Here is a 14,027-nt window from a genome sequence, read left to right as displayed (position 1 = left end):
AATCGGCGAAGCCGACGCGACGCAGGAGCGCCCTTGACGCCCGGACCGGAGCCGCGACACTCAACAGAAAGGGGCGGCCCTACGGGCGCCTAACTTCCCGGCCCGCACAGCCCCCGGCCCATGCCGCCCTGACCCGCACCCGCCCCACCCCCAGTGACCAGCGGGGCATGAGTCCCAACCGCGCCCCGGCGGGGGCGGACGCTTAGCCGGCCCGAGTCCCCCCACGCAACTGCCGCGCGGCACCCGCACCCGGCCAAGCACCCACCACCACTCCCTGGCCCGGCCCGTGCGTCCCCCACCCGCACACCCCCCTCAACCCCCCAGCAGGATCTTCGCCACCGCCTCCGGTGCCTCGTGCATCGCGTTGTGGGCCGTCGGGAGGTCGTGGACCCGCCAGGTGGGGTCCGTCCGGAGGCGGGTGCGGAGGGGCGTGAACGGTGTTCGGTCTTCCCAGCCCGCGCAGTAGACGAACTCCCTGCGCGGGACCTTCGCGAACGCGCCCGTGAGCCGGATCGTCTGCAGGAACGCGGCCAGGGGGTGGGGGCGCCGGCGGGGGTCGCCGCCCGCCGGGGGGCGGACGGCGTAGCCCGTGTCCGTGGCGCCGGCGGCGAACACCCCCCGGAAGTGGTCGTTCGTCGCCGACCAGCACGACTCACCGTCGCGCGGTACATACGCGTCCAGGTGCACCAGCCGCGAGATCCGCCCGCCCGCGCGGTCGGCCGCCGCCGCGATCACCATCCCGGCGTAGCTGTGCCCGACCAGCGTCCCGTCGGTGATGTCGTGCCGGTCCAGGGCCCGCAGCACGTCCTCGGCGTGCGTGTCGAGGTTGGCCGTCGCGACCGTCGCGTCGTCGTCGTCCGGTCGCAGACCGGTCAGGGTCAGGGCGTGCACGGTGTGCCCCGCCCGCTCCAGCAGCGGGACCACCGCCTCGAATGCCCAGGCCCCTTTCCATGCCCCGGGTACGAGTACGAACGTCGCCATGGCGTTTCTCCTTCTCTCCAAGCCCTCTCAAGCAGCCCGCTCAAGCCCGCTCAAGCCGCGGCATCGCCGCACGCAGACCAGCCTCGTCCGACCCACCCATGGCGTGCCACCGGTAGAATGCCAACCGATGCCCGTTCGCCGCCAACCTCACCCGCCCCCCGGCGTGACGTCCCATGTATGGCCGTCCGGCGGCCGTCACCTCTGGCCGTCCGGCGGTACGAGCGCCGTTCAGTCGCACGCCCGGGGACACCTGGTGTACGCGGCCCGCGGCGTCCTGGCCGTACACGGCGAGCGCGGTACGGCGGTCGTGCCCGCCAACCGCGTCGCCTGGACCCCCGCCGGGTTCACGCACCAGCACCGCGCCCACGGCGACACCGACATGCGGATCGTCTTCCTCGCGCCGTCCCTCGCCCGGCTCGTCCCCGACCGTCCCGTCGTCTTCCTGGCCTCCGACCTCGCCCGCGAGGTCCTGCTCGCCCTGACCGGCCCCCGCAACTACGACACCGGCGCCGACGCACCCCACCACACCCGCCCCGCCCGCTCCCGCCTCCACCGCGTCCTCGTCGACGAGCTCCGCGAAGCACACGAACAGCCCCTGCATCTCCCCGAACCGCAGGACGACCGGCTGCGGGCCGTCTCCCGGCTGCTGTACGAGAATCCGGCGGACAACGCCACGCTGGCCGAACTCGGCAGGGCCACCGGAGCGAGCACCCGCACCCTCAGCCGCCTCTTCCGCGACGAACTCGGCATGACGTTCTACGAGTGGCGCACCCAACTACGCGTCTACCACGCCCTCGTACTCCTCGCCGACGGCCACGACACCACGCAGACCGCCTACGCGTGCGGCTGGGCCAACCCCAGCAGCTTCATCGCCGCGTTCACCCACATCATCGGCACGACCCCCGGCCGCTACCGCGCAGAACGAAACGCGGGGCCGCCGGGGTGACCGCTCACCCCAGGCTCAGCAGCAACTTGCCGGTAGTGGTGCGCGTTTCCATCAGCCGGTGTGCCTCATCCGCCTCCCCCAGCGGGAATTCCGCCGTGATCGGGAGTACGACCTGCCCCTGCGCCACCAGCGCGAACGAGCGTTCCGCCAGCGCGCGCAGCGCCTCCGGCTCCGTCTGAGCCAGGGTCAGGATCGAGAAGCCGGCCACCGAGAGGCCGCGCGGGTACAGCTCGGGCTGGCCCGCCTGCCAGGCCTCCGCGCCGCTCGCGTTGCCGAAGGAGACCAGGCGGCCGAAGAGCGCCAGCGCCTCCAGGCCGCGGCGCAGCGTGTCGCCGCCGACCGGGTCGAGAACCAGGTCCACCCCCCGCCCGCCCGTGGCGGCCCGGACGCCTTCGGCGAACCCGTCGCCGACGAACACCTCGTCGTAGCCGTACTTGAGCGCTTCCGCGACCTTCTCCTCGCGGGACACCACCCCGTACACCCCGCCCGCACCGCCCAGCCGGGCCAACTGCCCTGCCACCAGGCCGACTCCGCCGGCCGCGCCCTGGATCAGTACGGTCTCGCCCGCCCGCAGCCGCCCCACCTCGTGCAACAGCGCGTGCGCCGTGGGCAGTACGGTCGGCAGCGTCGCGCCGACCCGCAGCGGAACACCGTCGGGCAGCGCGAAGACGAAGGACGCCGGGGTGGCGACGACTTCGGCGTACCCGCCCTCCGGGGTGAGGGCCGCGACCTGCTCGCCCGGCGCGAGTCCCACGACACCCGCGCCGACCGCGCGGATCCGCCCGGCGATCTCCAGCCCGGGCCGGAACGGAAGCGACGGCACCCGGTATCCGGTGGCCCTGGCCTTGGTGTCGGCGAAGTTGACCCCGGCGTAGGCCACATCGACGGTCACCTCGCCGGGGCCGGGCTCCGGTACGGGGACCTCGGTGACCTTGAGGACCTCGGGTCCGCCGATTTCGTCGAACTGGATCGCGCGCATGGCTGTCGCCCCCGGCTGAAGTGTTCAATGCTAAGCGAACACTTTGAATGTACGCTCCGCGACGAACACCCCGCAAGCACCCGACCCACGGAAAGGACGACGGGGCCGGACGCACAAAAGCGTCCAGCCCCGAAACACCCAGGCGCCTACGCGCCCAACCGCCCCGCTACAGGAACGAGTTGATCTGGATCGTCTCCGTACGACCGGGTCCGACCCCGATCGCCGAGATCGGCGCCCCCGACATCTCCTCCAGCGACTTCACGTACCGCTGCGCGTTCTTCGGCAGGTCCGCGAACGTCTTCGCCTTCGTGATGTCCTCCGACCACCCGGGCAAGTACTCGTAGATCGGCTTCGCGTGGTGGAAGTCCGACTGGCTGTACGGGAGTTCCTCCACCCGCCGGCCGTCGATCTCGTACGCCACGCACACCGGGATCTGCTCCCAGCCGGTCAGCACGTCCAGCTTCGTGAGGAAGAAGTCCGTCAGCCCGTTGACCCGCGTCGCGTACCGCGCGATCACCGCGTCGAACCAGCCGCACCGCCGGTCGCGGCCCGTCGTGACGCCGCGCTCGGCGCCGATGCGGCGCAGCGCCTCGCCGTCCTCGTCGAACAGCTCCGTCGGGAACGGCCCCGCGCCGACGCGCGTCGTGTACGCCTTGAGGATGCCGATGACGCGGCTGATCTTCGTCGGGCCCACGCCCGAACCCGTGCAGGCGCCGCCCGCCGTCGGGTTGGACGAGGTGACGAAGGGGTACGTGCCGTGGTCCACGTCGAGGAGCGTGCCCTGGCCGCCCTCGAAGAGGACGACCTTGTCGTCCTCGATGGCCTTGTTGAGGACCAGCACCGTGTCGGTCACGTACGGCTTGAGCTGATCCGCGTACCCGAGCAGCTCCTCCACGATCTGGCCGGCCTCGACCGCGCGCCGGTTGTAGAGCTTGGCGAGGACCTGGTTCTTGAAGTCCAGGGCCGCCTCGACCTTCTGGAGCAGGATCGACTCGTCGTACAGGTCCTGGATCCGGATGCCGACCCGGTTGATCTTGTCGGCGTAGGACGGGCCGATGCCGCGCCCCGTCGTACCGATCTTCCGCGAGCCGAGGAAGCGTTCCGTCACCTTGTCCATCGTGGTGTGGTACGAGGTGATCAGATGAGCGTTACCGCTGATCAGCAGCTTTGACGTGTCGACACCGCGCTCGTTGAGTCCGCTCAGCTCGGAGAGCAGGACGGCCGGGTCGACCACCACCCCGTTGGCGATCACGGGAACACAGCTCGGGGAGAGGATTCCGGAAGGGAGGAGATGCAGTGCGTATTTCTGGTCGCCTACGACGACCGTGTGGCCGGCGTTGTTGCCGCCCTGATAGCGCACGACATAATCCACGGACCCACCGAGCAGGTCGGTGGCCTTTCCCTTGCCTTCGTCACCCCACTGAGCACCGAGCAGCACAAGTGCGGGCACAGGCGTACACCCCTTCCGGGCGGGGCATGTCCAAGGTCGGGGGGCGCACATACGCCGTACGTTCGGCGCGAGTGCGCCGTAAGGCACGACATGCCATCGCACAACGTTGTACGAGACAGCCCTAACCGTCGACCCGGTTGCCCCGGAATAGACGAAGCCCCTGGCGCAATAGCGCAAGGGGCTCTTGCACAAAGATGCTACCCGAGGAAGGACCGAGGTGTCGGCTCCGGAGCCCGCCGAAAACGGCGCGCAGCACCTTCTGGTGGTCATCGACGCGGTAGCGCGCCGGACCGACGGCGAATCCGTGCGCATCGCGAAAGACGTGCTGAGCGCGGGTGCGGCCGTCAAGATCTGTCTGCCGGACACCCCCGAGGAGTTCGCACGCGCGCTCGCCAGACGCGGCCACCGGCGCCCGGTGGTGATCGGCGACGACCGGGCGCTGCTGCGTACGGTCGCCCTGCTCCACAAGGAGCGAGAACTGGCCACGGGGGCGCTGTCCCTCGTCCCGATCGGCAGCGCCGTTGATCTCGCGCTCGCCTCCTCGCTCGGCGTCCCCGCGGGCGCGGTGGCGGCGGCGCGCGCCGTGCTCTACGGGGCGGTGCGCCGGCTCGATCTGCTGGTGGACGACAGCGACGGGGTGGTGCTCGGCGACCTCCGCATCCCCGCGCTGCCCGCCCGCGCCAACGGGGAGGCCGCGGGGCCACCGGGCCCGTCGGTGTGGCACGCCTGCCGGTCCCTGGTCCGCACGCTGGTGCGGCCCGCCCCGCATCCGCACGGCGCCGCGGCGCACACGTACCAGCTCCGCGTGGAGGCGGACGGTGTCGTGCTCAGCGACCTGGACGCCCCGGTCGAGGCGGTGACGGTCCGCTCGTACGGGGGCCGCGCCGAGGTCGTGATCCGCACGGCGGGATCGCCCGAGCCGCTACGGGCGAGCGCCCTGTCGGTGACGGTGTCGGGCGCGGACTTCCGCTACCGCGCCGACGCCCGGGTCACCGGGCCCGTACGCCGCCGGACCTGGACGCTGCGCCCGGAGGCCTGGGGCCTGACGCTCCCTGCGGCGTATTCGTCCGCGACCGGTGACGGCAGGCGGCGCCAGGGCTAACGTCAGGTAGAGCTACGCACGCCCGGGGGGCCGTTCGATGAGTACGCACGTCACATCGGCACTGGATGTCGGAGCCACGGCGGAGGCGCTGTCCCGCTACCGCCGCCGGGCGCTGCGGTGGACGGCCGCGGGGGCGGTCCTGCTCACCGTCGGCACGGCGACGGCAGGCAGCCTCGGCGCGAGCGCCGGATCCCTGCTCGCCTTGGCGTTGATCCTGCTGGCCGTCGGCCTCGGTTCGCTGCGGCTGGCCCGCCGGATGGCGCGGCAGCTCGCCGCCACGACCTGGACATCGTGTGCCGCCGTGGCCACGCCGCACGGGCCGCACGGGGCGGCGGTGGTGCTCAAGGACCCGGCGAGCGACGCGCTGTTGCCGGTCGCGCCGATGACGACGATCCGCCGCCACCTGGTCGACCCCGGCAGCCCCGAGTCGGACGGCGTGCTCTGGTGGTGCGGCGATCCGCGCACCGGCGGCGTCGTCGCACCGCCGGGCGGCGGCGAACTGGTCTGGGTACGCGCGGTACGGGGGCCGCTGCGACGGCAGCGGACGATACGGGACGCGGAGCAGCGCGGCCTGCTGGAACGGCCGGCGCCGAAGCCCGCGCCCGGGGTGAGCCTGTCGAAGACGCCGTCCGCCCACCCGGACCCGATCCACCACCGGTGGATCTTCCGCTGGGTCCTGCTGGCCGGGCTCGCGGTCCTGGGCCTCGGCATCGCCGCCTCCGAGGCGGCGTACGACGATCCGCAGGTCGAGCTGACGGTGGTCAAGGAAGCGCCCGACGGCAGCTGCGTCGTGAAGTGGAAGGACCCCTGGAACGGCACCATGCACCGCGGCCCCTTCCAGTGCGACCCGGACCGTGACCCGCTGCTGGTCGGCGACGTGGACTTCGGCTGGGTGGTCTCGTACGGGCCGTGGGAGGGCGACCTGTACGACTACCGGTGGCAAGGGACCGTCGCCAACGACGTCAACGACGACCTGATACTCGCCGGCCTGGCGGTCACGGTGATCGGCCTCGGTGGCGGGACCACCCGGTTCGTACGACGAAGGCGCGCGAGGCGTGAAGCCGCCGCGTTCACCGGGGGAAGGGGGCCGGGGCCGGGGCCGGACGGCCTCAGCGCTCCTTCGCGATCAGCTCGTCCCTGTTCTGCCGCCACCGCTCCATCAGTCCGCCCAGCTCGCCGTGCAGGAATTTGAAGAACGCGTGCGTCTCCGCGACCCGCGCGCCCGCCGGTGTGTCCCGGCCCAGTGAGTCCGCGCCGTCGCTGAGGGTGTGCTGCCAGCGGACCAGCACGGAGCCGCGGTCGGCGAAGGTGGCGTACCAGAGCTCGTTGTGCAGGTGGTAACGGTCCCGGCGTGAGCCCGGTTCGCGTTCGCGGCCGACCATGCCGGCCTGCGTGAGGTAGCTGATCGCGCCGGACACGGCGGCCGGGCTGATCTGCAGACGTATCCCCAGCTCGGCCGATGTGAGGCTCGCGTCGTCGGAGGCGAGGAGCGCGGCGAAGACCCGGGCGGCCGTCCGCTGCATCCCGCCCGCCGTCAGCTCGGAAGCGAAGCGTTCGATGAAGCGCGCCACGGCTTGCTCATCGCGCTCCGCGGCGACCCCGTCGCTGCTCACGCTGCTGCTGCTCATCCCGCCATCCTAACCGAGCCCTTTTTACACTTCCTTAACTTCACAAGTTTGTGAAAGTAGCGTACTTTCCGAAACATGACGAAGGCAATCACGGTCGCCGGACTGCACAAGTCGTTCGGCAGGACACACGCACTGGACGGCCTCGACCTGGCCGTCGAGGCCGGCGAGGTCCACGGCTTCCTCGGGCCCAACGGAGCCGGGAAGTCCACCGCCATCAGGGTGCTGCTCGGCCTGCTGCGCGCGGACTCCGGCGCGGCCCAGCTCCTCGGCGGGGACCCCTGGAAGGACGCGGTGGACCTGCACCGCCGGGTGGCCTACGTACCGGGGGACGTGACCCTGTGGCGCACCCTCTCCGGCGGTGAGGTCATCGACCTCTACGGCCGGCTGCGGGGCGGACTCGACACGGCACGGCGCGCGCGGCTCGTCGAGCGGTTCGAGCTGGACCCGACGAAGAAGGGCCGTACGTACTCCAAGGGCAACCGGCAGAAGGTGGCGCTGGTCGCCGCCTTCGCCTCCGACGTCGATCTGCTCATCCTGGACGAACCGACGTCAGGGCTCGACCCGTTGATGGAGGAGGTCTTCCAGAGCTGCGTCGAGGAGGAGCGCGACCGGGGCAGGACCGTACTGCTCTCCAGCCATGTGCTCAGCGAGGTCGAGGCGCTGTGCGACCGGGTGAGCATCATCAGGCTCGGCCGAACCGTCGAGTCGGGCACGCTCTCCGAGCTGCGGCATCTGACCCGTACGAGCGTCAGCGCGGAACTGGCCGGTGCGCCGGGCGCGCTCGGCGGGCTGCCGGGCGTCCACGACCTCGACATCGAGGGACGGCGGGTCAAACTCCAGGTCGACACGGAGGAGTTGGACGCGGTGATCCGCTCGCTCTCCGCGTCGGGGATCCGCTCGCTGACCAGCACGCCGCCGACGCTGGAGGAGCTGTTCCTGCGCCACTACTCGGACCGTGAGGCGATGGCGCGATGACCACGACCGCGGCCTCTCCGGCCGCACTGCCGCAGGCGCGCCGCACCGGCGGCTCGCGTCAACTCGCCGGTACGCGACCGCTGCTGCGGCTCGCGCTGCGCCGCGACCGGATCATGATCCCGGTCTGGGTCGTGGTGCTGGCCGGTTCGTACTCGTCCGTCGCGCAGTCGTTCACCACGCTGTACGACACGGCCGCCAAACGCGCGGACATCACGCACTCGATGGCCACCAACAGCTCGCTCCGCGCCCTGTACGGACCGGTGTTCGACGACTCGATCGGCGGGCTCACGGCCTGGCGGATCACCAGCTTCGGCACGGCGCTGGCGGCCGTGATGAGCCTGCTCGTCGTCGTACGGCACACCCGCGAGGAGGAGGAGACGGGCCGTCAGGAAATGCTGTCCTCGGCGATGGTGGGGCGCCGGGCACCGCTCACGGCCGCGCTGCTCACCGCACTGATCGCCAACGCCTGCCTGGCGCTGCTGATTACGGCGGTGCTCGCCAAGAACGGCCAGGAAACGGCCGGTTCACTCGCGCTGGGGCTCGCGACCGGCGCCGTGGGCATGCTGTTCGCCTGCACGGCGGCGATCGTCGCGCAGATCACCGAGAACGCACGGCTGGCGCGCGGCCTCTCGGTCGCGGTCATCGGCGCCGCGTTCGTCCTGAAGGCGGCGGGCGACGCGTCGTCCACGGACGGCTCGTCGGTGCTGACGTGGCTGTCGCCGATCGGCTGGGCGGAGAACGTACGTGCCTACGCCGACGAGCGGTGGTGGGTGCTGCTGCTCCTGCTGGCGGCGATCGGCGTGCAGGCGGTCGTGGCGTACGTCCTCACCGGCCGCCGCGACGTCGGCATGTCGTTCCTGCCGGCCCGTCCGGGCCCCGCCGAAGGCAAGCTGGCCACGGCGGGCGGGCTGGCCTGGCGGCTCCAGCGCGGCTCGCTGTTCGGCTGGGGCGCGGGGTTGCTGGCCGCCGGGGTCATCTTCGGCGGGATCACGGACGGCGCGGGCGATCTGGTCGGCGACAACCAGCAGACGAAGGACATCATCGCGAGGATGGGCGGCCAACAGGGGCTGACGGACTCGTTCCTGGCAGCGATGGTCGGCATGCTCGGGATGGTCACGGCGCTGTACGCGGTCGCCTCGGTGCTGCGGCTGAACGGCGAGGAGACGACCCAACGCGCGGAGCCGGTCCTCGCAGGTCCGGTCGGCCGGCTGCGCTGGGCGGCGGGGCATCTGCTGATCGCGTTCGGCGGAGCCGCCGTGATCATGCTGCTGGGCGGCCTCGGCCTGGCCCTCGGCTACGGCCACGACCTGGGGCCGATCCTGGGCGCCGCGCTGGTCCAGCTCCCCGCGATCTGGACGCTGGCCGCACTCGCCGTACTGCTGTACGGCGTGGCCCCGAAGGCGGCGCCGGCGGGCTGGGCGGTGGCGGGTCTGGCCCTGGCACTGGGCTGGATCGGCCCGGCACTCGACCTGCCCCGGCCGGTGATGAACCTGTCCCCCTTCGGCCACCTCCCGAAGCTGCCGGGCACGGAGATGACGTGGACGCCGGTCGTGACACTGACGGCGCTCGCGGTGGTGCTGGTGGCGGGGGGCCTGGCGGGGCTGCGGCGACGGGACATGCAGACCTGACGAGGAACGGGATCGGCGCCGTTGTCCACAGGCTGTGGACAACGGCGCCGACCGCCTGTCGCGTCAGCGCACGAAGTTCTTGAGCGTCTCGGTGTCGAGCTCGAAACCTACGGGGTCCGGCAGCACGAGCCTCTCCCCGAAGGGGGTCTTACGCGTGTCGCGGTAGTCACCTGTGGCCTGGTCCGGGTTGCTGTGCACGGTGATGACGCATGTGTCACGGTCGATCAGCAAATATACCGGGATACCGGCGGCCGCGTACGCGGCCGGCTTCTCCTCGCGGTCCCGGCGGCCGGTGTCCGAGTCGTACGAAGTCACCTCCAGGGTCATCAGCACCCCGTCGGGGTCCGCCCACTCCCCCTGTCCGGCGAAGTGTGCGACGGGCGCGAGCGAGGCGCCCGGACGCGCTCGCCCCTCCCGGTACTCCTCGACCCGCAGTCCCTGCATGGTGTCCAGGTCGAGGTCCGGCCGCGCCTGCATGCACTGGCGCAACAACCACATGATGATCGCCCCGTGGTCTCCGTCCGCCACCTTCTTGACTCCGATCCGCCCGCCGATGAATTCCAGCCTGACGGTCTCGGACTCTGCGGCGGCGAACTTCTCGAACTCGGTCACCGTCATTTGGGTCGAGCGCTCTGCCATAACTGTCGTGGTGCACCTCCTGTCAGGTGAACACCAGCATCGCCGGACCCTCGGTGGTGCCGCTGGCATATGCCAGACAATCACCCATTCGGGTGACGACGGGCCCGAAGACCCGCACCGCGCCCCCCGTCACCCCGGCGTCACCAGCCGCGCCTCGTACGCGAACACCGCCGCCTGCGTGCGGTCCCGCAGGCCGAGCTTCACCAGGACGCGGCTCACATGCGTCTTGATCGTGGACTCCGCCACCACCAGGTGCTCCGCGATCTCCGCGTTCGACAGGCCCTGGGCGATCAGCACCAGCACCTCCGTCTCGCGCTCCGTCAGGTCGCCGACCCGGGCCAGCGCCGGGGCGCGGGGTGTTTCCGCCAGGCGGGAGAACTCCGTGATCAGGCGGCGGGTGACCGTGGGGGCGAGCAGTGCCTCGCCGGACGCCACCACCCGTACGCCGTCGGCCAGTTGCCGCGCCGACGCGTCCTTCAGCAGGAAGCCGGAAGCGCCGGCGCGCAGCGCCTGGTAGACGTACTCGTCCAGGTCGAACGTGGTCAGGACCAGCACCTTCGCCGCCGCGTCCGCCGCGACGATCTCGCGGGTCGCGTCGATGCCGTTCAGTTCCGGCATGCGGATGTCCATCAGCACCACGTCGGGGTGGAGCGCGGCGACCTGGGTGACGGCCTCGCGGCCGTTCACCGCCTCGCCCACCACCTCGATGTCGGGCATCGCGTTCAGCAGTACGGAGAAACCCTCGCGGACCATCACCTGGTCGTCGACGATCAGCACCCGGATCGTCACGACGACGCCTCCCCACGCTGCGGGGTCTCGTCCCGCTCGGCCTTCGGGACCGGGATGAACGCCGTGACCTCGTAGCCGCCGTCCTCCGTCGGCTCCGCCGTCATCTCGCCGTTCAGCATCGTCACCCGCTCCCGCATCCCGGTGATCCCGTGTCCCGCCCCCGGCGACGGCTTGACCGGCCCCTGCGGCGGCGTGTTCACGATCCGCAGGCCCAGCCCGCCGAGCACGTAACTGACCTCGACGTCCGCCGTCGAGCCCGGCGCGTGCCGCAGCGTGTTGCTGAGCGCCTCCTGGACGATGCGGTACGCCGACAGCTCCACGCCCTGCGGCAGCTCCCGCACCGCGCCGGTGATCGTCTTGCGTACGGTCAGACCCGCCTCGCCGACGTTCGCCAGCAGCCCGTCCAGCTCGGCCAGGGTGGGCTGCGGGGCGTCGGGCGCCTGGTAGTCCTCGGCCCGTACGACGCCCAGCACGCGGCGCAGCTCCGTCAGCGCCGCCACGGCGTTCTCGCGGATCGTGACGAACGCCTGCTCCAGTTCGGGCGGCGGGTTCTCGACCCGGTACGGGGCCGCCTCGGCCTGGATCGCGACGACCGACATGTGGTGCGCGACCACGTCGTGCAGTTCGCGCGCGATGGTGGTGCGCTCCTCCAGCAGCGTGCGCCGGTCGCGTTCCACCGCTGTGACGCTCTGCTGGGCCGCGACCTCCTGCACCGCGTTCCTGCGGATGTGCAGCGCCGTGACCGTCAGCAGGGAGAGCGCGGAGACGAAGAGCATGGGGGCTGCCGTCGACGCGCCGTAGTACCCCCGGCTGAGGAAGGCCTCGGCGAACAGCCCGTACACCGCGGTCAGCACCCACATCCAGGCGGCGGTGCGCGGGCGGGTACGGGCCGCGACCACGGTGATCACGATGAGGTACGCGCCGAAGCAGGCGGGCGTCCACGGCATCCCGCCGTCGGGGTAGAACAGGTACGTCAGCGCCGAGACCCCGAGCGCCAGCCACCAGGCGCCCACCGGCCTGGCCAGCGTGAGCACCACGGGCGCCGCGGCGACCAGGCCGAGCAGCGGCGACCCGGAGCCGAGGCCGACGAACAGCACCATCAGCGCGCCGAACATGATCACCGCGTGCGGCGTCCAGACGGCGCCGTCGCGTATCCGGTCCGGCAGCCTCCTGACGAGCGGGCCGTCCGGCCGCAGCGGCGCCAGCGGCCGGTAGGCGAATGCGTCGTGGAAGAGGCCCTGGCGCAGACCGGCGACGGTGTCGGCGGCCAGGCGGAACTCGGGGCTCCGGGTCTTCCCGGTATCTGTCTCGGTCACACTGCAACGGTAGGGGTCGGGGCGGACGGGGTCGTCACCAGCGAAGCGGATCCTGCCGCGTCCGTCCCAGGTACTACGCGGCCCGGAACACTCCCCCCTCAGCCATGCCACGCGCCGCGCGGCCCGCCCCCGCCGCGCCCGTGAATCGCGTCACGCGCGCCGCGTCAGGCCCGTGGCGCGCCCGCGTCGGGCCGCCCGCGTACCCCCGCGATCACGCGGCCCCCCGCCCCTCGCGATCACGCGCCGCCGCGTCCCCCGAACTCCGCCGCGTGCTCCCGCGCCCACTGCGCGAACGTGCGCGCCGGCCGGCCCGTGATCTCCTCGACGGTCCCGACGACCGTGCGTCCCTCCGGCGGCGTGTCGGCGAAGACGCCCAGCAGGAAGTCGACCACCTCACGCGGCTTCCCGTCCGCGATCCAGCGCTCGCGCGCCTCCCACTCGGTCAGCTCCACGAGCGTGATCGCCTGCCCACGCGCCGCCGCCAGCGCCTCCGTCTTGTCCCGGACGGTGAGCACCTCGGGCCCGGTGAGCAGATACCGACGGCCGCCGTGGCCCTCCTCGGTCAGCGCGACCGCGGCGACGGCCCCGATGTCCGCCTCGTGGACCATGGCGCTCTGCCGGTCCGCGAACGGTTCGCGCACGGTGTCCTCGGCGCGGATGGTGCCGGCCCACTCCAGCGCGTTGGCCATGAACTCGACCGGCATCAGTACGGTCCAGTCGAGCCCGCTGGCCTCGACGGCCTGCTGGAGCGGGGTCTGGCCGCCGCCGAAGAGGACGGTGGCCCGGCGGACCCCGGACTTCTCCGCCAGTTCGGCGATCTCAAGCCCGGTCTCCAGCGAGGCGAACAGGTCGCCGCCGAAGGTGATCAGATGCAGCCCGGTGGCGCCGTCCAGGGCGGGACCGAGGCCCGCCGGGTCGGTGAGATCGCCCCGTACGATCTCGACCTCGGCGGGCAGACCCGCCGCCGCAGCCCGCGCCGGGTCACGGGTCAGCGCGCGTACGGTGTGGCCCCGGCGCAGCAGTTCGGCGACGACCTGACGGCCGACGGTGCCGGTCGCGCCGGTGACGAGCACGGTCTGCGGATCATCCGTTTTGCCGTTGTTGATACTGCTGGCGGCATTCGCGTGGTTGGTCATGCAGACACCATAGGAAGACTCGCGGCCACATTCCGTCCGCAATCACCTCGCCGCGACCGACTTCACCACGCGAGCTGCGCCAGCTCCTCCGCGACCACGGCGCACGCGTCGGCCGCCGGGTCGATCAGCGGGAAGTGACCGACGCCGTCGAGCAGGGTCAAGCCGACCATCTCCCCCGCGCCCGCCGCGGCCGCCACGAACGCGTCGGACACGGCCGACGGCACGGTGATGTCCTCCCGGCCGTGCACCACGGCGGTGGCGATCCCGGTGGGCAGCAGGGCCGCCGGGTCCGCGCTCTCCTTACGCCGCTTGAACTCCGGCCCGTCACCGAGCAGTTGCCCGATCGCACCGCCGCACACGTCGAGGTCGACGGCGCTCGTCAGATCCGCGATCGGGGCCAGCGCGACGACCCCGCGCAGCGGCGGCGGCGCGGGCAGCCGCCAGGGCGAGCCCTCGGG

General features: G+C 72.0%; 13 protein-coding genes and 1 pseudogene. 5 read left to right on the top strand and 9 right to left on the bottom strand.

The annotated features are described in order from the left end of the window. Nucleotides 1–312 precede the first annotated feature (312 nt). Complete coding sequence (locus HY68_RS11950; RefSeq protein ID WP_041987861.1) at nucleotides 313–981, bottom strand: alpha/beta fold hydrolase; 669 nt, start codon at nucleotides 979–981, stop codon at nucleotides 313–315. Nucleotides 982–1,234: 253 nt separating this feature from the next. Between HY68_RS11950 and HY68_RS11945 the strand changes: the two genes are divergently transcribed. After that, on the top strand, nucleotides 1,235–1,927 hold the full coding sequence (locus HY68_RS11945) for an AraC family transcriptional regulator (RefSeq protein WP_041987859.1): 693 nt from the start codon (nucleotides 1,235–1,237) through the stop codon (nucleotides 1,925–1,927). A gap of 4 nt (nucleotides 1,928–1,931) precedes the next feature. Here HY68_RS11945 and HY68_RS11940 read toward each other — a convergent pair whose 3' ends face one another. Both HY68_RS11940 and HY68_RS11935 read right to left on the bottom strand, forming a co-directional pair. Further along, nucleotides 1,932–2,906: a zinc-binding dehydrogenase gene (locus tag HY68_RS11940; protein ID WP_041987856.1), complete on the bottom strand. Its 975-nt coding sequence runs from the start codon at nucleotides 2,904–2,906 to the stop codon at nucleotides 1,932–1,934. Nucleotides 2,907–3,072: 166 nt separating this feature from the next. Next, on the bottom strand, nucleotides 3,073–4,356 hold the full coding sequence (locus HY68_RS11935; protein ID WP_041987853.1) for an adenylosuccinate synthase: 1,284 nt from the start codon (nucleotides 4,354–4,356) through the stop codon (nucleotides 3,073–3,075). Between the two features lie 217 nt (nucleotides 4,357–4,573). On the opposite strand from HY68_RS11935, the gene HY68_RS11930 reads away from it, so the two are divergent. Together HY68_RS11930 and HY68_RS11925 are read left to right on the top strand one after the other, a co-directional pair. Further along, a complete protein-coding gene (locus HY68_RS11930) occupies nucleotides 4,574–5,458 on the top strand; it encodes a hypothetical protein (RefSeq protein ID WP_041987850.1) in 885 nt (294 codons plus the stop codon). Nucleotides 5,459–5,495: 37 nt separating this feature from the next. Beyond that, nucleotides 5,496–6,650, top strand: coding sequence for a hypothetical protein (locus tag HY68_RS11925; protein WP_041987847.1), 1,155 nt, complete (start codon nucleotides 5,496–5,498; stop codon nucleotides 6,648–6,650). Here HY68_RS11925 and HY68_RS11920 read toward each other — a convergent pair. After that, the gene (locus tag HY68_RS11920) at nucleotides 6,568–7,086 is read right to left on the bottom strand and encodes a MarR family transcriptional regulator (RefSeq protein ID WP_041987845.1); all 519 of its coding nucleotides are present in this window, start codon (nucleotides 7,084–7,086) and stop codon (nucleotides 6,568–6,570) included. The two genes, HY68_RS11925 and HY68_RS11920, sit on opposite strands and share 83 nt — an antisense overlap. Before the next feature lie 75 nt (nucleotides 7,087–7,161). Here HY68_RS11920 and HY68_RS11915 point away from each other — a divergent pair, with 75 nt between their 5' ends. Together HY68_RS11915 and HY68_RS11910 are read left to right on the top strand one after the other, a co-directional pair. Then, nucleotides 7,162–8,061: an ABC transporter ATP-binding protein gene (locus tag HY68_RS11915; RefSeq protein ID WP_041987844.1), complete on the top strand. Its 900-nt coding sequence runs from the start codon at nucleotides 7,162–7,164 to the stop codon at nucleotides 8,059–8,061. Continuing rightward, nucleotides 8,058–9,689 (top strand): ABC transporter permease, encoded by a 1,632-nt coding sequence (locus tag HY68_RS11910; RefSeq protein ID WP_041987842.1) that lies wholly within the window; start codon nucleotides 8,058–8,060, stop codon nucleotides 9,687–9,689. The genes HY68_RS11915 and HY68_RS11910 overlap by 4 nt, the downstream gene beginning before the upstream one ends. A gap of 63 nt (nucleotides 9,690–9,752) precedes the next feature. Here HY68_RS11910 and HY68_RS11905 read toward each other — a convergent pair whose 3' ends face one another. The 5 genes and pseudogenes from HY68_RS11905 to HY68_RS11885 all read right to left on the bottom strand — a co-directional run. Continuing rightward, entirely contained in the window at nucleotides 9,753–10,328 is a 576-nt protein-coding gene (locus HY68_RS11905; protein ID WP_041987838.1) for a Uma2 family endonuclease, read from the bottom strand. Between the two features lie 129 nt (nucleotides 10,329–10,457). Continuing rightward, nucleotides 10,458–11,117, bottom strand: a complete 660-nt coding sequence (locus HY68_RS11900) for a response regulator transcription factor (RefSeq protein WP_078863558.1) — start codon at nucleotides 11,115–11,117, stop codon at nucleotides 10,458–10,460. Next, complete coding sequence (locus tag HY68_RS11895) at nucleotides 11,114–12,433, bottom strand: histidine kinase (RefSeq protein WP_041987837.1); 1,320 nt, start codon at nucleotides 12,431–12,433, stop codon at nucleotides 11,114–11,116. Before HY68_RS11895 ends, HY68_RS11900 begins: the two co-directional genes overlap by 4 nt. A 236-nt stretch (nucleotides 12,434–12,669) precedes the next feature. Continuing rightward, nucleotides 12,670–13,569: an NAD(P)H-binding protein gene (locus HY68_RS11890; RefSeq protein ID WP_041987834.1), complete on the bottom strand. Its 900-nt coding sequence runs from the start codon at nucleotides 13,567–13,569 to the stop codon at nucleotides 12,670–12,672. A gap of 62 nt (nucleotides 13,570–13,631) precedes the next feature. Continuing rightward, nucleotides 13,632–14,027: pseudogene (locus HY68_RS11885) on the bottom strand (alpha/beta hydrolase); the annotation flags it as partial.

Source organism: Streptomyces sp. AcH 505 (assembly GCF_000818175.1).
In the GTDB taxonomy this organism is placed as follows: Bacteria; Actinomycetota; Actinomycetes; order Streptomycetales; family Streptomycetaceae; genus Streptomyces.
This window is presented reverse-complemented; position numbering and strand designations above follow the sequence as displayed.

What these genes read in the sequence shown, in the direction of transcription:
- HY68_RS11950 (WP_041987861.1), bottom strand. Translation starts at nt 981, where the DNA reads ATGGCGACGTTCGTACTCGTACCCGGGGCATGGAAAGGGGCCTGGGCA.
- HY68_RS11940 (WP_041987856.1), bottom strand. Translation starts at nt 2,906, where the DNA reads ATGCGCGCGATCCAGTTCGACGAAATCGGCGGACCCGAGGTCCTCAAG.
- HY68_RS11925 (WP_041987847.1), top strand. Translation starts at nt 5,496, where the DNA reads ATGAGTACGCACGTCACATCGGCACTGGATGTCGGAGCCACGGCGGAG.
- HY68_RS11920 (WP_041987845.1), bottom strand. Translation starts at nt 7,086, where the DNA reads ATGAGCAGCAGCAGCGTGAGCAGCGACGGGGTCGCCGCGGAGCGCGAT.
- HY68_RS11915 (WP_041987844.1), top strand. Translation starts at nt 7,162, where the DNA reads ATGACGAAGGCAATCACGGTCGCCGGACTGCACAAGTCGTTCGGCAGG.
- HY68_RS11910 (WP_041987842.1), top strand. Translation starts at nt 8,058, where the DNA reads ATGACCACGACCGCGGCCTCTCCGGCCGCACTGCCGCAGGCGCGCCGC.
- HY68_RS11905 (WP_041987838.1), bottom strand. Translation starts at nt 10,328, where the DNA reads ATGGCAGAGCGCTCGACCCAAATGACGGTGACCGAGTTCGAGAAGTTC.
- HY68_RS11890 (WP_041987834.1), bottom strand. Translation starts at nt 13,569, where the DNA reads ATGACCAACCACGCGAATGCCGCCAGCAGTATCAACAACGGCAAAACG.